Genomic DNA, 17256 nt, shown 5'->3' on the forward strand with positions numbered 1-17256 from the left:
GAGGGAGGGTCGTGACGACGATGACTGAGAACGCGTCGGGGCTCCGCGAGTTCAAGATGCCCGACGTGGGCGAGGGACTCACCGAGGCGGAGATCCTCAAGTGGTACGTACAGCCTGGTGACACCGTCACCGACGGCCAGGTCGTCTGTGAGGTGGAGACGGCCAAGGCCGCCGTGGAGCTGCCCATCCCGTACGACGGTGTGGTGCGCGAACTCCGTTTCCCCGAGGGGACGACGGTGGACGTGGGCGAGGTGATCATCGCGGTGGACGTGGCCGGTGGGGCGGCTCCGGCTCCGGCGGAGGAGGCCCCCGCGGCCGAGACGCCGGCGCAAACCCCCGCTGCCGAGGCGCCCAAGCCCGAGGGCCGCAAGCCGGTTCTCGTCGGGTACGGCGTCGCCGAGTCCTCCACGAAGCGCCGCCCCCGCAAGGGCACGGAGGTCCCGGCCCAGCAGTCCGAGGCATTCTTCGCGGCCACCGCGATCCAGGGTGAGCTCAACGGACACGGACACGCCAAGCAGCGCCCCCTCGCCAAGCCCCCGGTCCGCAAGCTCGCCAAGGACCTCGGCGTCGACCTGGCGACGATCACGCCGTCCGGCCCGGACGGCATCATCACGCGCGAGGACGTACACGCGGCGGTGGCCCCGGCCCCGGTCGTGGAAGAGACTCCGGCCGCCCCCGCCGGGGCTCCCGCCCCGGCCGTCGCGTACGGCACGGCCCGCGAGACCCGCATCCCGGTCAAGGGTGTCCGCAAGGCCACGGCCGCCGCGATGGTGGGTTCGGCGTTCACCGCGCCGCACGTCACCGAGTTCGTGACGGTCGACGTGACGCGCACGATGAAGCTCGTCGAGGAGCTGAAGCGGGACCCCGCCACATATGGGATGCAGGGCCTGCGGGTCAACCCGCTCCTCCTGATCGCCAAGGCCCTGCTGGTGGCGATCAGGCGCAACCCGGACGTGAACGCGTCGTGGGACGAGGCCAACCAGGAGATCGTCCTCAAGCACTACGTGAACCTCGGCATCGCCGCCGCCACCCCCCGCGGCCTGATCGTCCCGAACATCAAGGACGCGCACACCAAGACGCTCCCCCAACTCGCCGAAGCGCTGGGCGAGCTGGTGACCACGGCCCGTGAGGGCAAGACCTCACCGGCCGCGATGCAGAGCGGCACGGTCACGATCACGAACGTCGGCGTCTTCGGCATCGACACGGGCACGCCGATCCTCAACCCCGGCGAGTCCGCGATCCTCGCGGTCGGCGCGATCAAGCTCCAGCCCTGGGTCCACAAGGGCAAGGTCAAGCCCCGCCAGGTGACGACGCTGGCACTGAGCTTCGATCACCGCTTGGTGGACGGAGAGTTGGGTTCCAAGGTGCTGGCCGACGTGGCAGCGATCCTGGAACAGCCGAAGAGGCTGATCACCTGGGCATAGGGCCGCGACGTCCTGAGAACGACGGAGGGGGCCCACCGCGGGTGCGCGGTGGGCCCCCTTCTCGTATGAGGGGACTGTGTCCCGTAAGCGCGGGACGGTGTCCTTTTCCGCTTCGCCTGGGACTACTTGGCGAACGCGTAGTTCATGAGCTTCTTGGCGTCCGACTCACGGGCGGTGATGGAGGTCGAGGCGAGGACGGTGCCGATGACCGTCTTGCCGTTGCGGGTGGCGGCGAAGACGAGGCAGTACTTGGCCATGGGGCCGGAGCCGGTCTTCACGCCGATCGTGCCGCTGTAGCTGCCGAGCAGCCCGTTCGTGTTGGTCCAGGCCGCCATGGTGCGGGTGCTGCCGGTCTTCGTGATGGTCTTCGCCGTGTACGACTTCGTCTTCACGATCGTCTTGAACGTGGTGCTCTTCATCGCGCTGCTGGCGATCTTCGTCAGGTCGCGCGGCGTCGAGTAGTTCGAGCCGTTGCCGATGCCGTCGAACGAATCGAAGTGCGTGTTCGTCAGGCCGAGGTTCTTCGCGGTGGTGTTCATCTTCCCGATGAACGACTTCACGCGGGCGGAACGCGTCGTGCCCGTGCCGAACTTGTCGGCGAGCGCGTACGCGGCGTCGCAGCCGGACGGCAGCATCAGCCCGTAGAGGAGCTGGCGGACGGTGACCTTGTCGCCGACGATCAGGCGCGCCGAGGACGCGTTGTTGTCGACGATGTAGTCGCTGTACGCCATCTGGATCGTGACCTTGGCGTCCAGGTTGAGGTTCGGCTGCGCGAGCACGACCTTGGCGGTCATGATCTTGGTGGTGGAGCCGGTGGAAAGTTTGGTGTCCGCGGCCTTCTTGTAGAGGGTCGTGGCCGTGCTGTTGTTCATCACGTAGCCGCCCTTGGCGGCGATCGTGGGCGTCGTGACGGCGCCTGCGGGGGCGGCCCCGAACGCTCCGGCCGCCAGCACGGCGCCGGTGGTGAGGGTGACCGCGGCGGCTCGACGGATACGCGTGCCCTTAATGCCGGTATTCAAAATGTACGCTCCGAATGCGCGAAATGCCCCTAGGAGAACGACACATGACAGTGCCGTCTTACGTACGGACACGCGACACGCCCAAAAAGATGCACTGAAATGGAATTGGTTTATGTGACGTGGGTTACGTCAAGAGCCCCTGGGTGGCCGAGTGATGGGCCTCCAGGTGTGCCGGTCCGCATCCTGGACGGGACGGGGTCATGCGTACGTGTTGTATCTATGATGTGCGCATGCCTGTCGCCGCGTCCGTGTCCGCCCCGTCGGCCGTCCCCCCGGCGAACCAGCCTGTGGGTCAACCGGCGAACCAGCCGGTGAAACAACCGTTGAAGCAGCCGCCCGCCGCCGACCGTGTCTACGCCCATATCAAGCAAGGGGTCCTGGAGCGCCGTTACGAGGGCGGGACGCTGCTCACCGAGGGCGAGCTCGCCGAGGCGGTCGGGGTCTCGCGGACTCCCGTGCGTGAGGCGCTGCTCCGTCTCGAGGTCGAAGGGCTGATCAAGCTCTACCCGAAGAAGGGCGCGCTCGTGCTGCCCGTCTCCGCGCAGGAGATCGCGGACGTGGTCGAGACACGGCAACTCGTCGAGGAGCACTCGATCCGCAAGGCCGTACCGGCTTCGCCGCGGCTCATCGAACGCCTGGAGGAACTCCTCGCGCAGCAGAAGGAGCAGGCCGCGGCCGGGGATCTGGCCGCCGCCGCAGTCACCGACCGCTGCTTCCACGCCGAGATCGTCCGCAGCGGCGGCAACGAGATCCTCTCCCGGCTCTACGACCAGCTTCGCGACCGGCAGTTGAGGATGGGTGTCGCGGTGATGCACGCCCACCCCGACCGGATCACCAAGACGCTCGCCGAGCACGAGGAGATCCTCGAGACTCTGCGCTCCGGCGACGCGGAGGCGGCGGTCGGCCTCGTCCACCGGCACGTCAGCTGGTTCTCGAACCTGGCGCGGGGAGAGCTCCGATGAGCTCCCACTCGGCCGTGTCGCTCCCGGGGGACCCGCCCGGCGGACGCCGGGCCATCGGCGTCTGGGGCATCGGCGTCTCCGTCTACTTCGTCGCGGTCATCTTCCGTACGTCGCTGGGGGTGGCCGGGCTGGACGCGGCGGACCGCTTCCATGTGAACGCCTCCGCCCTCTCCACCTTCTCGATCCTCCAACTCCTCGTCTACGCGGGCATGCAGATACCGGTCGGCCTGCTGGTCGACCGGCTCGGCACCAAGAAGGTGCTGACGATCGGCGTCGTGCTGTTCACGGCGGGGCAACTGGGCTTCGCGTTCTCCCCCTCGTACGGGATGGCGCTGGCCTCGCGCGCGCTGCTGGGCTGCGGTGACGCGATGACGTTCATCAGCGTGCTGAGGCTGGGCACGCGGTGGTTCCCGGCCCGGCGCGGTCCGCTGGTCGCGCAGCTGGCGGGTCTGGTGGGGATGGCGGGCAACCTGGTCTCGACCCTCGTCATCGCGCGGCTGCTGCACGGGGTGGGCTGGACGGCGGCGTTCGCCGGCAGTGCGTTCGCGGGGGTCGTCGTCCTCGTACTCATGCTGCTGTTCCTGAAGGACCACCCCGAGGGGCACGAGCCGGAGCCGTTCCCGCATCAGGGGGCGGCATACGTCCGTCGCCAGATCGCCGCGTCCTGGCGGGAGCCCGGCACGCGGCTCGGGATGTGGGTGCACTTCACGACACAGTTCCCGGCGATGGTGTTCCTGCTGCTGTGGGGCATGCCGTTCCTCGTCCAGGCGCAGGGGCTGTCCCGGGCCACCGCCGGTGAACTGCTCACCCTCGTGGTCCTGTCCAACATGGTGGTCGGCCTGGTGTACGGGCAGATCGTCGCCCGGCATCACGCGGCGCGGCTTCCGCTGGCGCTCGGGACGGTGGCGGCGACCGCGGTGGTCTGGGCGAGCGCGTTGGCGTATCCCGCCGAACGCGACCCCATGTGGCTGCTGATCGTGCTGTGCACGGTGCTCGGTGCGTGCGGGCCCGCGTCGATGCTCGGGTTCGACTTCGCGCGGCCCGCCAACCCGCCCGAGCGGCAGGGGACGGCCTCCGGAATCACCAACATGGGTGGTTTCGTCGCCTCCATGACGACGCTCTTCGCGATCGGCGTGCTGCTGGACGCGACGGGCGACGACTATCGCGTCGCGTTCTCCGCCGTGTTTGTGCTGCAGGCACTGGGGCTGAGCCAGATCTTCCGCCTGCGGAAGCAGGCGGCGCGGCGGGAGCGGGAACGGTTGGTGGCCAGCCGGGTGGAGACGGTGCACGTGCCGGCGTAGGCACCGGGCGAGGGTTTCCGCCCCCGCCGCCCCTACCCGTCCCATCCCTGAGGGCTCCGCCCCCAGACCCCCGCTTCGGCCTGAACGGCCTCGTCCTCAAACTCCCCCGAGCTCTCGGCTTTCGCTCGAGCAGGGGGAGGGGAGGGGCGGCGGGGGCGACGAAACACGGGCGCGCCCCCGGCACTACGGCGTGACCGTGAAGTTCCGCAGGATCGCAGTCGTCAGTTCCGGGTCGCCCTCCGTCTTGATGCGGTCGGAGACGGCGTCGGCCGAGACCCGCCCGCAGGCGAGGCGGAAGTACGTCTCCCAGTCGAGGGTGAGGGTGGCGGCGGGGCCGAGAGAGGGGGCGCCGTCTATCGAGCCGCGCCCCTCCGCGTCGACACGCACCGTGCGCAGGAACTCCACCGGCCCGTGGATGTCGAAGACGACCGCCGAATTCGCCGGCGCGCCCGCGTTCTTCGCGACGACCTTCGGGAGCGCGGCGAGCAGCACGTCACGGGTGATGTGCGCACCCGGAGAGTCGAGGTTGCCGGGCCGGCCGAGGGCGACCCGGAGGTCCTGCTCATGCACCCACACATCGAACGCCCGGTTTCGCATCGCCTGTTCGAGCGTCGGCTCGGAGCCGAGCGGACCGCGCACCTTGGTCTCCGGGGCCCGCGACTCGTTCCGCAGCTGACGGTTGCGGCGGATGATCGTGTACTCCAGCTCGGAGGTCATCTCCGGCGCCGTGTGGTGGCGGCGTACGTCGACCTGCATCTCCATGTACCGCTGGTACTCGTTCGTCACGTGGAACAGGTCGCGGGGGAGCGTGTGGATCGGCCGCGGGTCGCCCAGCATCTCGCAGTCGAGCCCGATGACGTGCGACACCAGATCCCGTACCGACCAGCCGGGGCAGGGCGTCCGCCGGTTCCACTCGCCCTCCACCAGCGGCGACACCAGTTCGGATATCGCGTCGATGGAGTGGGTCCAGGCGTCGGCGTAGGACTGAAGGCTGGGATGCAGACTCACGGAACGGGACCCCTCGGGCGGTCGGTGCTCGGGCAGTGGGTGTCTTGGAACGCTAAGTTACGCTGCTGTGAGGCACCCCGGCAGTGCTTTCGTGTGACGATCGTAGGCCCGTATGGACGGCTCGAATGCCAGGACGGTGGTAGTGTGCGCGCCTCTCTCCTCCAGATCGATGTGAAAGAGACCGAATCGGTCGATTCACGTCGGCGACGTGTGGCATCCCTGGTACGAGAACAAGCCGGTGTCGATCTGGTCGTGCTGCCTGAGCTGTGGACCACGGGCGCGTTCGCGTACGAGTCCTTCGGCGCGGAGGCGGAGACCTTCGAGGGGCCGACCTTCGAGGCGATGGCGAAGGCGGCGAGCGACGCGGGCGTGTGGCTGCACGCGGGTTCGATTCCCGAGCGGGCCGCTGACGGAACGCTCTACAACACGGCCCTCGTCTTCTCCCCCTCCGGCGACCTGGCCGCCGCCTACCGCAAGATCCACCGCTTCGGCTTCGACAAGGGCGAGGCCGTGCTGATGGGCGCGGGTGACGAGCTGGTGACGGTCCGGCTGCCGGACACCACCGTCGGCGTCGCCACCTGTTACGACCTCCGCTTCCCCGAACTCTTCCGCGGTCTCGTCGACGCGGGCGCCGAGACCCTTGTCGTCTCCGCGGGCTGGCCGGAGCGCCGTAGGGCCCACTGGACGCTGCTGGCTCAGGCGCGGGCGGTGGAGAACCAGTCGTACGTCCTCGCCTGTGGAACGGCCGGGACGCACGCGGGCGTTCCCCAGGCCGGTCACTCGATCGTGGTCGATCCGTGGGGCGAGGTCATCGCCGAGGCGGGCTCGGGCGAGGAGATCCTCACGGTGGACTTCGACCCGGCGAAGGTCGGTGTGACGCGGGAACAGTTCCCGGCACTGAAGGACCGGATGCTGGGGCTGGAGGCGCCGCGCCGCTGAGTCAGCCCTCCGCGCGTTCCTCCCGCCGCTCCTGCCTCCGCTCCTCCCCGCGTTCCTTCTCCGCCAGGTGGATCACACACACGGCCACGGCGATCAGCAGCGCCGTGTCCGCGTCGTCCCGGACGACATCGACGCCGTACGTCTCCCGGATACGCAGCCACCGCCGCGAGATCTGCGCGAGCAGCTCCCCGTCGTAGTCGACGCCGAACTCGCGGTCGAGGATCTTGCCGCTGACGTCCAGCTCCGTGCCGTCCACGAGAGACACCCGGTAGTGGTTGCGCAGCAAGGACAGCCGTTTCCGCCTGATCGTCGCCAGCGGCTCCCCGTCCCGCTCGATCACCATCGTGTCCCGCAGGGCGAACATCTTCTGGTGGATGTCGATGAGGACACGCCCCCGCGGGTCCTTCAGCTCGAAGGTGTCCCGCAGTCGCATCGCCTTGCCGTCGACGAGGAACACCTTGTTTCCGTGGTCGTCCTCGATCCAGTAGTCGTCACCGAAGCCGAGGAGCCGGTCGCGTACGAGGAATCTCATACGGTCACGGCTTCCCCGCAGGCCGGTCCGAAACGCCGCCGATAGGCCGACGGGCTGAGCCCCGTCTCCTCCCGCCGCAGCGGACGCGGAGTAGGCGCCGGGGTGGTGTCAGCCCTCCAGGAACGCCACCAGCGCGTTCGCCAGCAGGAACGGGTCGTCCGCGCCGCAGAGTTCGCGGGCGCTGTGCATCGACAGGATGGCCACGCCGATGTCGACGGTCTTGATGCCGTGGCGGGCCGCGGTGATCGGGCCGATGGTGGTGCCGCAGGGCATGGCGTTGTTGGAGACGAAGGACTGGAAGGGCACACCGGCCTTCGCGCAGGCGGCGGCGAAGACCGCGCGGCCCGAACCGTCCGTGGCGTAGCGGTTGTTGACGTTCACCTTGAGGATGGGCCCGCCGTTGGCGCGCGGGTGGTGCGTCGGGTCGTGCCGCTCGGCGTAGTTGGGGTGGACGGCGTGGCCGGTGTCGGAGGACAGACAGACGGTGCCCGCGAAGGCGCGTGCCCGGTCCTCGTACGAGCCGCCGCGCGCGAACACCGAGCGCTCGAGCACGCCCCCGAGCAGCGGACCGTCGGCGCCCGTGTCCGACTGCGAGCCGTTCTCCTCGTGATCGAAGCCCGCGAGAACGGGGATGTACGGGAGTCCCGAGTCGCCCGTCGCGACCGCGACCAGAGCCGCCGTGCCCGCGTGCAGGGACAGCAGGTTGTCCATGCGGGGGCCCGCCACCAGCTCCTTGTCGCGGCCCAGGTGGGACGGCGGTTCGACGGAGTGGGTCATCAGGTCCCAGCCGGTGACCTCGCCCGCCGGCAGCCCCGACTCCTCCTCCAGGAAGGCGATCAGGTCGCCCTCGCGGGGGTCGCCGAGGCCCCAGATGGGCTGCAGGTGACGCTGCTTGTCGAGCTTGAGTCCGTCGGTGGTGACGGAACGGTCGAGGTGGACGGCGAGCTGAGGCACCCGCAACAGCGGGCGGTCGATGTTCACCAGCCGTGACGAGCCGTCCTTCAGGGTCAGTCGCCCCGCCAGGCCCAGGTCACGGTCGAGCCAGGAGTTCAGCAGCGGCCCGCCGTAGATCTCCACGGCCACCTGCCGCCAGCCGTGCGCCCCGGTGTCGGGCAGCGGCTTGACCCGCAGATTGGGGGAGTCGGTGTGCGCGCCCACGATCCGGAACGGGGTGTGCGGTTCGGCGCCCTCGGGCACGTACCAGGCGATGATCGCGCCGCCGCGCAGCACGTACTTCCCGCCGCTCGTCCCCTCCCACGCGTCGGTCTCGGCGACCTGACGGAATCCGGCCTTCTCCAGCCTCTCGGCAGCGTTCGCCACGGCGTGGTACGGCGTGGGGCTCGCCGCCAGGAAGGTCATGAGGTCGTCGGTGTGGCCGCGGTCGAAGCGGGCGCTTGTGCTGCTCATGGGGTTCACCTTAACGACGCCCGAGGGCCCGCTCCCGGGGATGGGGAACGGGCCCTCGTAAGGAGGATGTGAAGGCCGGACACCTGACTGGAAGGGCAGGTTCCGATCCAGTGTCCCGATGTTTCAGGCACCTGGTGTTTGTGTTTCAGGTACCCGCTGCTTCAGGTCTCCGGTGCTTCAGATGTCCGGTGTTTCAGACGTCCGGTGCTTCAGACGTCCGGTTCCTCAGAACGCCGCCTCGTCCAGCTCCATCAGGTCCAGCTCCACACCCTCGGCGAGCTTGCGGGCGCCGGTGACGCCGGGCAGGACGTTGGCCGCGAAGAACTTGGCCGCGGCGATCTTGCCGGTGTAGAAGGGGCGGTCCTTGGCGGAGGCCGTCTCCAGCTTCTCGGCGGCCACGGCGGCGCCGCGCAGCAGCAGGTAGCCGACGACCACGTCGCCGGAGGCCATCAGCAGGCGGGTGGTGTTCAGGCCCACCTTGTAGATGTTCTTGACGTCCTGCTCGGTCGCGGCCAGGTCGGTCAGCATGAGGCCGACGATGGCCTCCAGCTCGACGGCCGCCTTGGCGAGCTGCTCGCGGGCGGCGGACAGCTCCTCGCCGCCCGTGCCGAGCGCCAGGAACTTCTTGATGTCCTCGGCGAGGGAGTTCAGTGCCGTGCCCTGGTTGCGGACGATCTTCCGGAAGAAGAAGTCCTGGCCCTGGATCGCGGTCGTGCCCTCGTACAGGGTGTCGATCTTGGCGTCGCGGATGTACTGCTCGATCGGGTACTCCTGGAGGAACCCGGAGCCGCCGAAGGTCTGGAGCGACTGCGCGAGCTGCTCGTAGCCCTTCTCGGAGCCGTAGCCCTTGACTATCGGCAGGAGCAGGTCGTTCAGCGCGTGCAGCGCGGTGACGTCCTCGCCGGCCGCGGTCTGGACGGCGATCTCGTCCTGGACGGCCGCGGTGTGCAGCACCAGGGCGCGCATGCCCTCCGCGTACGCCTTCTGCGTCATCAGCGAGCGGCGCACGTCCGGGTGGTGCGTGATGGTGACCTTGGGCGCGGCCTTGTCCATGAAGTTCGCCAGGTCGGGGCCCTGGACGCGCTCCTTGGCGTACTCGAGGGCGTTCAGGTAGCCCGTCGAGAGGGTGGAGATCGCCTTCGTGCCGACCATCATGCGCGCGAACTCGATGATCCGGAACATCTGGCGGATGCCGTCGTGCTTGTCGCCGATCAGCCAGCCCTTGGCGGGGTGGCGGTCGCCGAAGGTCATCTCGCAGGTGTTGGAGGCCTTGAGGCCCATCTTGTGCTCGACGTTCGTCGCGTACGCGCCGTTGCGCTCGCCCAGCTCGCCGGTCTCGAAGTCGAAGAGGTACTTCGGGACGAGGAAGAGGGACAGGCCCTTGGTGCCGGGGCCGTGGCCCTCGGGGCGGGCGAGGACGTAGTGGAGGATGTTCTCCTCCATGTCGTGCTCACCGGACGTGATGAAGCGCTTCACGCCCTCGATGTGCCAGGAGCCGTCCTCCTGCTGGACGGCCTTCGTGCGACCGGCGCCGACGTCCGAACCGGCGTCCGGCTCGGTCAGCACCATCGTCGAACCCCAGGTCCTGTCGACCGCGATCTGGGCGATCTTCTTCTGGACCTCGTTGCCCTCGTCGAAGAGGATGCCGGCGAACGCCGGGCCGGACGAGTACATCCAGACGGCCGGGTTCGCGCCGAGGATCAGCTCCGCGAACGCCCAGATCAGGGACGCGGGGGCGGTCGTGCCGCCGATCTCCTCGGGCAGGCCCAGGCGCCAGTACTCGGAGTCCATGAAGGCTTTGTAGCTCTTCTTGAAGGAGGCCGGTACGGGCGCGGTGTTCGTCTCCGGGTCGAAGACCGGCGGGTTGCGGTCGGCGTCCGCGAAGGACTCCGCCAGCTCGTTCTCCGAAAGGCGGGTCAGCTCCTCGAGGATGGTCTTGGCGGTCTCGACGTCCATCTCCGCGAACGGGCCGGTGCCGTACAGCTTGTCGCGCCCGAGCACCTCGAAGAGGTTGAACTCGATGTCGCGGAGATTCGACTTGTAGTGCCCCATGGCGACGGCTCCGTAAGGGATCGGGAGGCGGAGATACTCGCAGCCTCGTTACACGTACCAGCAAGTAGCTACGATGATGCTACCCGTCGGTAATAAGAATCAACCCCTGATGGCCCATATGTGGCGCAGTAGTCTTTGGCCCATGTACGGCTACGACCAGAACCCGGGTGCCCAGCAGCAGTACGCGCAGCCGCAGCAGCAGATGCCCGGGCAGATGCCGGGCGGCCAGATGCCCGGCGGTTACGGGCAGCAGCCGCCGCTCTACCCCGAGCCGTCCCCGCCGTCCCTCGCGGAGGCGGTCCGCGCCTTCACCACGGGGTCGCTCGCGGCGGAGGACTTCCAGCAGGTCTTCGCGACGTCGAAGGTCTACTGCCCGCGCGGCGACAACCCCGGCTTCCTGGCGCTGCACAACACCCAGCAGCCGGTCATCCCCATGTTCACCTCCCTCAAGGAGCTGCGCCGTTACGCCGGCAAGGAGTCCAAGTACTTCGTGATCACCGGCTCCGAGGTGATCGACCTGCTCCCCACCGGCTACGGCTTCGTGCTCGACATGGAGGGTGAACACCGCATGGTCTTCGACGCCAAAGCGGTGGAGCAGATGGTCGACTTCGCGATGCGCAGGATGTACGGCTGACGTACCCCACTCGCTCGAGACGCCCGGAGGGAATGCCCTCCGGGCGTTCGTCGTTATGGGTGGCAGAAAGTTCAATAATCAACTAACCTCGAAGCACAAGGAGGTACCGACATGCCTGCAGTGACCGTCGAGAACCCGCTGGCCCTTCCCCGTGTGGCCGCACCTGCCGATGCCGTGGCCCGTCCCGTACTCACCGTGACGACCGCTCCCAGCGGCTTCGAGGGCGAGGGGTTCCCGGTTCGCCGTGCGTTCGCCGGGATCAATTACCGCCACCTCGACCCGTTCATCATGATGGACCAGATGGGTGAGGTGGAGTACGCGCCGGGCGAGCCCAAGGGCACCCCCTGGCACCCCCACCGCGGCTTCGAGACCGTCACCTACATCATCGACGGCGTCTTCGACCACCACGACTCCAACGGTGGCGGCGGCACCATCACCAACGGTGACACCCAGTGGATGACCGCGGGCGCCGGCCTCCTGCACATCGAGGCCCCGCCGGAGTCGCTCGTCATGTCCGGCGGCCTCTTCCACGGCGTGCAGCTGTGGGTGAACCTCCCGGCCAAGGACAAGATGATGGCCCCGAGGTACCAGGACATCCGCGGTGGCCAGGTGCAGCTGCTGAGCACCCCCGACGGCGGCGCGCTGCTGCGCGTCATCGCCGGTGAGCTCGACGGCCACGAGGGCCCGGGCATCACGCACACGCCGATCACCATGGTCCACGCGACCCTGGCGCCCGGCGCCGAGATCACGCTCCCGTGGCGCGAGGACTTCAACGGCCTCGCGTACGTCCTGGCGGGCAAGGGCTCGGTCGGCACGGAACGCCGCCCGATCCACCTGGGCCAGACGGCGGTCTTCGGCGCGGGCTCCTCGCTGACCGTCCGCGCGGACGAGAAGCAGGACTCGCACACCCCGGACATGGAGGTCGTCCTGCTGGGCGGACAGCCCATCCGTGAGCCCATGGCCCACTACGGCCCCTTCGTGATGAACACCCGCGAGGAGCTGCAGCAGGCGTTCGAGGACTTCCAGAAGGGCCGCCTGGGGACCATCCCGGCGGTGCACGGGATGTCCGAGGGCGGGCTGTAGGACTCCGCTTCGCCGGGTGGGTGAGGGAGGCCCCGTCCGCCATGCCGGACGGGGCCTCCGACCGTTGGGCGGGTTGCGTGAGGGGTGCAGCCGGGCACGGCGACGTGTCAGGGCATGCGCCGCCGAAGGCGCACCCGCGCCGGCCCCGTCGCCTGGAGGGTGATCCCGGCGGACAGCGGGACCTCGGTGTCCACGGCCTCCAGCTCGTACGAGCGCAGCAGAACGGCCAGTGCCAGTACGGATTCCAGCATCGAGAAGTGCTGCCCGACGCAGGCGCGGGGGCCGCCGCCGAAGGGGAACCAGGCGTAGCGGTGGCGGGTTGCCTCGTGCTCGGGGGTGAAGCGGTCGGGGTCGAAGTGGTCCGGGTCGGGCCAGAGATCCGGGTGGCGGTGGGTGACCCAGGGGGCGATCAGGACGTCTGCGCCGGCGGGGATGAGGTGGCCGTCGATCTCGGCGGGCTCGACGCAGCGGCGGCCCATCACGGGAGCGGCCGGAAACAGCCGCATGGCCTCTTTCAACACCATGGTCAGGTACGGGAGTCCGTCGAGGTCGGCGGCCGTGAGGGTGTGGTCGGGCGGCAGGCTCTCGGCCTCCTTGCGGGCCCGTGCCTGCTCCTCGGGGTGCCGGGCCAGCAGGTGGAGGGCGAAGGCCATGGAGGTCGCGGTTGTTTCGTGGCCTGCCAGCAGGAAGACCAGGACCTGGTCCCGGATCTCGGCCGGGTCCAGGCTGCCGTCCTCCTCGTTGCTCGCCCGGGACAGGAGGGAGAGGAGATCGTCGCCGCCCCCCTCACCTTGGGCGCGGCGCTCGGCGATGATCCGGTCGCAGACCGCGTAGACCTCGCGGGTCGCGGCCTCGGCCCGCCGGTTGGCCGGGGTCGGCCAGGTGCGCGGAGGGTTGACGGGCGCATAACCCCGCTGCGTCACGTAGTCGCTGATGACGGGGAGGGTGCGGCCGATGACGTCGACGGCGGCCTCGACGTCGGCGCCGAAGAGGATGCGCGAGACGGTGCGCAACGCCAGGCGGTTCATCTCCGGTACGACGTCCACCTCGGGGGTGTCGCGCCAGCTCTCGGCGGTGGCGGCGGCTTCCAGGGTCACCGCCGTGGCATAGCCGTCCACCCTTCGCTTGGTGAACATCGGCTGTATGAGGCGGCGTTGGCGCAGGTAGTCGGCGTCCTGGCTGGTGAGCAGGCCGTTGCCGGCGGAGAGACGCAGCTCCTCGTAGAACTGGTTGTCCTTGCGGAAGTTGGCCGCCTGCGAGGCCAGGATCTGCTGTGCGCCCTCAGCGGAGAAGACGCAGTGCAGCACCGTACGGAGTCCGGGCGGGCCGGCGGAGACGCGGACCACGTCGCCGTACTCCTGCCGGATGCGGAGGAAGGTTCCCAGCGTGTCGCGCCGGAGATCGAGCAGGGAGCCCAGTACGGGAAGGCCCTTGGGGCCGGGTATCTCGGTGATGGTCGTCGCCATGGGCCGCATCGTCTCGCAGACGTCCTCGTCTCGCATACGACCCGTCTCGCATACGCATCGTCTTGTCCCGCCTTTGTCCCGCCTCGCGGCCACAGAGATCGTCACTCCCTCTTTCGGCCCTCCTGATGTGACGCACCGGCTGACGCATGGTCAGGTGAAGGCGTGCAGCTGCTCCCCGAAGGTGCCCGGCGCCTGGCCGCCTGGTGTGTCGTGATCCTGCTCGTCGCCGGTGTGGCGTGGGTCGGGATCGAACTGTGCGGGGAACTGCGTACGGCGGTGGTGCCGGTGCTGCTCGCGCTGCTCGGGACCGCGCTGCTGAAGCCGTTGTACCGGCGGATGGTGAAGGTCGGGGTCAACCGGTCGCTGGCCGCGGGGCTGACGTGTGTCGCGGTGGTCGTGATCGTCGGCGGGGCCGTGTACATCGTCGTCGCCGCGCTCATCGAGACCGGGGACCAGATCGTCGCCTCCCTCAAGCAGGCGGCGAAGTCGCTCACCGAGCACTTCGGGGCGGCGGGGACCTCGCTGGAGGATCTCGCCGCCAACTCCAAGGAACTGCTCACCAAGTTCGGCGGGACCGCGGCCTCCAATGTCATCAGCGGGGTCAGCGTCGTGGGCGAGAGCATCGCCATGGCCGTACTGGCTCTGCTGCTCGTCTTCTTCTTCCTCCGGGACTCCGACCGCACCGCCGGGGCGCTGCGCTCGCTCGCACCCCGCGGCACCGCCGACACCGTGGAGGCGATGGCCCGCCGTGCCTTCAGGGCCGTCGAGGGCTTCATGCGCGGGACCACGCTCATCGCGTTCATCGACGCCCTGTGCATCACCGTCGGGCTGCTGATCCTGCGTGTCCCGGGCGCGGCCGGGCTCGGCGCGCTCGTCCTCGTGGGCGCGTACATCCCGTATCTCGGCGCGTTCATCTCCGGCGCGGTGGCCGTGCTGGTCGCGCTCGCCGACCGGGGGTTCGTGATCGCGCTGTGGGCGCTCGGAGTCGTCCTCGCCGTGCAGGTGCTCGAGGGGCATGTGCTGCAGCCGATGATCCAGAGCCGGACCGTGCAGATGCATCCGGCGGTGGTGATGCTGGCGATCACGGCGGGCGCGTCCGTCGCGGGGATCCTGGGCATGCTGCTCGCCGTACCGCTGACGGCGGCCGCGTTCGGGGTCATCTCCGAGCTGCGTACGCGCTATGCGCCGCCCCCCTCGGACGTCGTGGCGGACGACTCGTAGAACTCGAACCAGATGCTCTTGCCCTCGCCCCGCGGGTCCACGCCCCAGGCCTCCGCGAGCAGCTCCATGAGCACCAGGCCCCGTCCGGAGGATGCCAGTTCACCGGGGTGGCGCCGGTGCGGCAGGTCGTCGCTCGCGTCCGTGACCTCCACCCGCATCCGGCGGTCGTCCGGTCCGCCGGTCACCTCGGCGACGAGCTGTGCGTCGGCGTCGGTGTGCACGAGGACGTTCGTCAGCATCTCGGAGACCAGCAGGACCGCCGAGTCGCGCTGGTCCTCGCAGGCCCAGTCGTGCAGCAGCTCACGCAGCTGCTGGCGGGCCCCGGCGATCCGCTCGGGCTCGGCCTGCGCCACGGTCAGCGCCGCGCGGCGTACCGTCGGTCGGACGGTCACGTCCGTGTCCCCGCGGCCGCGCCCCTCGGCCTGCCGGCACAGCAGCAGCACCGCGATGTCGTCCTCGCGGCGGTCGACGAGCGGCCCGGGGGTGTGGTGCGAGGAGGGCCCGTGCACCGCCTGGACCAGGGCGTCGGCCAGCGACTCCATGTCACCGGTGTGGGACTCCAGGATGCGGCGGATGCGGCGCCACCCGGTGTCGAGGTCGTGGCCGCCGGTCTCGATCAGCCCGTCCGTGCAGATCAGCATGGCCTCGTCGGGCTCCAGGACGAGCCGCGTGGTGGGGTAGTCGGCGTCCGGGTCGATGCCGAGGGGCAGCCCGCCCGAGGTCGGCCGCATCAGCACCGTTCCGTCGGCCATGCGTATGGCGGGGTCCGGGTGTCCGGCGCGGGCGATGTCCAGGGTCCCCGTCGCCGGGTCCACCTCGACGTACAGGCAGGTCGCGAAGCGCGGGTCGCCGTCGGCCGCTTCCCCGTTGCCGCTGCTCGACCCGTATGTCACCGAGTCCGTGACCCCGTACAGGAAGCGTGAGGCCCGGGAGAGGACCGCGTCCGGGCGGTGGCCCTCGGAGGCGTAGGCGCGCAGGGCGATGCGGAGCTGGCCCATCAGTCCCGCAGCACGCACATCGTGGCCCTGGACGTCGCCGATGACGAGCGCGAAGCGACCGGACGGCAGCGGAATCATGTCGTACCAGTCGCCGCCGACCTGGAGGCCGCCGCCGGTGGGGACATAGCGTGCGGCGACGCTCATGCCCGGGATCTGCGGGCCCAGCGTGGGCATCATCGAGCGCTGCAGGCCGTCGGTCAGTTCTCTTTCCGACTCGGCCGCCCCGGCCCGGGAGAGGGCCTGCGCGAGCATCCGGGCCACGGTCGTCAGCACCGAGCGCTCGTCGGGCGTGAAACTGACGGGGTACGTGAAGGCCGCCATCCACGCGCCCATCGTGCGCCCCGCGACGGTCAGCGGCAAAAACGCCCAGGACTCCCGGTCGAAGTGCGCGGCGAGCGGCCAGGAGGCGGGATAGCGGCTCTTGTACTCCTCCGGGCTGGAGAGATAGACGGCCCGGCCGGTGCGGACGACCTCCGCGGCCGGATAGTCCGAGGCCAGCGACATCTGGATGAAGGGTCCCTCGTCGCCCGGCTGCTGCCCGTGGTGGCCGATGAGGGTGAGCCGGTCGCCCTCCGCGCCGAAGAGGGCGAGCCCGTCCGGCGAGAACCCCGGCATCGACAGGCCCGCCGCGACCCGTAGCACCTCCGCCGTGGACCGTGCCTCGGCCAGGGCCCGGCCCGCGTCCAGCAGGAACGCCTCGCGCGAGCGGCGCCAGTCGCCCGTGACCGGGCTGCGCGCAGCGGCGCCCGGCGAGGGCTCGGTGACCTCCTGGAGGGTGCCCAGCAGTTCGAATCTCCTGGTGCCCGGGGTGATGGTCGGCTTGGACCGGGTGCGCACGGTACGGATCACCCGGCCGTGCTCGTTCATGATCCGCAGCCGGACCTCGGCGAGCGTGTCCTCGGCGACGGCGAGCTGCACGACGCTGACGACCTCGTTCCAGTCCGCCGGGTGAAACCGGGAGCGCACCCCCGCCTCCGTGACCTGCGTGGGCTGTGGGGGCAGCCCGAGGAGCCGGGCGGCCTCGGCGTCGAGTGTGACCAGCCCTGTGGCGTTGTCCCAGCGCCACAGGCCGGTTGCGAGGGCGGCCAGGACGTCCCCCACGCTGGGCAGGGGCTCACCAGTGCGCATTCACCCACTGTAGAAAGAGTTGATCGTCGAGTGCCACCGAGAGTATTCGGAGTGGCGATCATTGGGCGGCCGGTACCCTTGG

The 17256-nt window shown here is 69.6% G+C and carries 14 protein-coding genes; 7 read left to right on the forward strand and 7 right to left on the reverse strand.

Translation table 11 applies throughout. The features are described 5' to 3' along the window. Nucleotides 1–11 precede the first annotated feature (11 nt). Nucleotides 12–1424, forward strand: coding sequence for a dihydrolipoamide acetyltransferase family protein (locus AB0D57_RS06895; protein WP_362067853.1), 1413 nt, complete (start codon nucleotides 12–14; stop codon nucleotides 1422–1424). Between the two features lie 122 nt (nucleotides 1425–1546). Here AB0D57_RS06895 and AB0D57_RS06900 read toward each other — a convergent pair whose 3' ends face one another. After that, on the reverse strand, nucleotides 1547–2443 hold the full coding sequence (locus AB0D57_RS06900) for a D-alanyl-D-alanine carboxypeptidase (RefSeq protein ID WP_362067856.1): 897 nt from the start codon (nucleotides 2441–2443) through the stop codon (nucleotides 1547–1549). A gap of 311 nt (nucleotides 2444–2754) precedes the next feature. Here AB0D57_RS06900 and AB0D57_RS06905 point away from each other — a divergent pair, with 311 nt between their 5' ends. After that, nucleotides 2755–3405 carry a GntR family transcriptional regulator gene (locus AB0D57_RS06905; RefSeq protein ID WP_362068126.1) on the forward strand — a complete coding sequence of 217 codons (651 nt, stop codon included), beginning with the start codon at nucleotides 2755–2757 and terminating at the stop codon, nucleotides 3403–3405. Continuing rightward, nucleotides 3402–4706 carry an MFS transporter gene (locus AB0D57_RS06910; RefSeq protein ID WP_362067859.1) on the forward strand — a complete coding sequence of 435 codons (1305 nt, stop codon included), beginning with the start codon at nucleotides 3402–3404 and terminating at the stop codon, nucleotides 4704–4706. The genes AB0D57_RS06905 and AB0D57_RS06910 overlap by 4 nt, the downstream gene beginning before the upstream one ends. Nucleotides 4707–4889: 183 nt before the next feature. On the opposite strand, the gene AB0D57_RS06915 is transcribed toward AB0D57_RS06910, so the two are convergent. Beyond that, entirely contained in the window at nucleotides 4890–5714 is an 825-nt protein-coding gene (locus AB0D57_RS06915) for a maleylpyruvate isomerase family mycothiol-dependent enzyme (RefSeq protein ID WP_362067863.1), read from the reverse strand. 144 nt (nucleotides 5715–5858) lie between these two features. On the opposite strand from AB0D57_RS06915, the gene AB0D57_RS06920 reads away from it, so the two are divergent. Beyond that, nucleotides 5859–6653: a carbon-nitrogen family hydrolase gene (locus AB0D57_RS06920; RefSeq protein WP_362067866.1), complete on the forward strand. Its 795-nt coding sequence runs from the start codon at nucleotides 5859–5861 to the stop codon at nucleotides 6651–6653. A gap of 1 nt (nucleotide 6654) precedes the next feature. Here the strand turns inward: AB0D57_RS06920 and AB0D57_RS06925 are convergent, their stop codons facing one another. The 3 genes from AB0D57_RS06925 to AB0D57_RS06935 form a co-directional block, all read right to left on the reverse strand. Further along, nucleotides 6655–7185 (reverse strand): LURP-one-related family protein, encoded by a 531-nt coding sequence (locus tag AB0D57_RS06925; RefSeq protein ID WP_362067869.1) that lies wholly within the window; start codon nucleotides 7183–7185, stop codon nucleotides 6655–6657. A gap of 108 nt (nucleotides 7186–7293) precedes the next feature. Continuing rightward, nucleotides 7294–8592 (reverse strand): M18 family aminopeptidase, encoded by a 1299-nt coding sequence (locus tag AB0D57_RS06930; protein WP_362067872.1) that lies wholly within the window; start codon nucleotides 8590–8592, stop codon nucleotides 7294–7296. A gap of 225 nt (nucleotides 8593–8817) precedes the next feature. Continuing rightward, complete coding sequence (locus AB0D57_RS06935) at nucleotides 8818–10644, reverse strand: acyl-CoA dehydrogenase (protein WP_362067875.1); 1827 nt, start codon at nucleotides 10642–10644, stop codon at nucleotides 8818–8820. A gap of 142 nt (nucleotides 10645–10786) precedes the next feature. On the opposite strand from AB0D57_RS06935, the gene AB0D57_RS06940 reads away from it, so the two are divergent. Together AB0D57_RS06940 and AB0D57_RS06945 are read left to right on the forward strand one after the other, a co-directional pair. After that, entirely contained in the window at nucleotides 10787–11278 is a 492-nt protein-coding gene (locus AB0D57_RS06940; RefSeq protein WP_362067878.1) for an SseB family protein, read from the forward strand. 111 nt (nucleotides 11279–11389) lie between these two features. Next, on the forward strand, nucleotides 11390–12361 hold the full coding sequence (locus AB0D57_RS06945; RefSeq protein ID WP_362067881.1) for a pirin family protein: 972 nt from the start codon (nucleotides 11390–11392) through the stop codon (nucleotides 12359–12361). Nucleotides 12362–12468: 107 nt separating this feature from the next. Here AB0D57_RS06945 and AB0D57_RS06950 read toward each other — a convergent pair whose 3' ends face one another. After that, the gene (locus tag AB0D57_RS06950; RefSeq protein ID WP_362067884.1) at nucleotides 12469–13827 is read right to left on the reverse strand and encodes a cytochrome P450; all 1359 of its coding nucleotides are present in this window, start codon (nucleotides 13825–13827) and stop codon (nucleotides 12469–12471) included. A 162-nt stretch (nucleotides 13828–13989) separates the two neighbouring features. Here AB0D57_RS06950 and AB0D57_RS06955 point away from each other — a divergent pair, with 162 nt between their 5' ends. Continuing rightward, nucleotides 13990–15048 carry an AI-2E family transporter gene (locus AB0D57_RS06955; RefSeq protein ID WP_362067887.1) on the forward strand — a complete coding sequence of 353 codons (1059 nt, stop codon included), beginning with the start codon at nucleotides 13990–13992 and terminating at the stop codon, nucleotides 15046–15048. On the opposite strand, the gene AB0D57_RS06960 is transcribed toward AB0D57_RS06955, so the two are convergent. Further along, nucleotides 15006–17174: a SpoIIE family protein phosphatase gene (locus AB0D57_RS06960; protein ID WP_362067890.1), complete on the reverse strand. Its 2169-nt coding sequence runs from the start codon at nucleotides 17172–17174 to the stop codon at nucleotides 15006–15008. The two genes, AB0D57_RS06955 and AB0D57_RS06960, sit on opposite strands and share 43 nt — an antisense overlap. Nucleotides 17175–17256: the final 82 nt, after the last annotated feature.

This window comes from Streptomyces sp. NPDC048275, assembly GCF_040652275.1.
In the GTDB taxonomy this organism is placed as follows: domain Bacteria; phylum Actinomycetota; class Actinomycetes; order Streptomycetales; family Streptomycetaceae; genus Streptomyces.

Bases quoted from the DNA above. Each gene is read 5' to 3' on its own strand.
- AB0D57_RS06910 (WP_362067859.1), top strand. From the start codon at position 3,402: ATGAGCTCCCACTCGGCCGTGTCGCTCCCGGGGGACCCGCCCGGCGGA.
- AB0D57_RS06925 (WP_362067869.1), bottom strand. From the start codon at position 7,185: ATGAGATTCCTCGTACGCGACCGGCTCCTCGGCTTCGGTGACGACTAC.
- AB0D57_RS06930 (WP_362067872.1), bottom strand. From the start codon at position 8,592: ATGAGCAGCACAAGCGCCCGCTTCGACCGCGGCCACACCGACGACCTC.
- AB0D57_RS06935 (WP_362067875.1), bottom strand. From the start codon at position 10,644: ATGGGGCACTACAAGTCGAATCTCCGCGACATCGAGTTCAACCTCTTC.
- AB0D57_RS06940 (WP_362067878.1), top strand. From the start codon at position 10,787: ATGTACGGCTACGACCAGAACCCGGGTGCCCAGCAGCAGTACGCGCAG.
- AB0D57_RS06945 (WP_362067881.1), top strand. From the start codon at position 11,390: ATGCCTGCAGTGACCGTCGAGAACCCGCTGGCCCTTCCCCGTGTGGCC.
- AB0D57_RS06950 (WP_362067884.1), bottom strand. From the start codon at position 13,827: ATGGCGACGACCATCACCGAGATACCCGGCCCCAAGGGCCTTCCCGTA.
- AB0D57_RS06960 (WP_362067890.1), bottom strand. From the start codon at position 17,174: ATGCGCACTGGTGAGCCCCTGCCCAGCGTGGGGGACGTCCTGGCCGCC.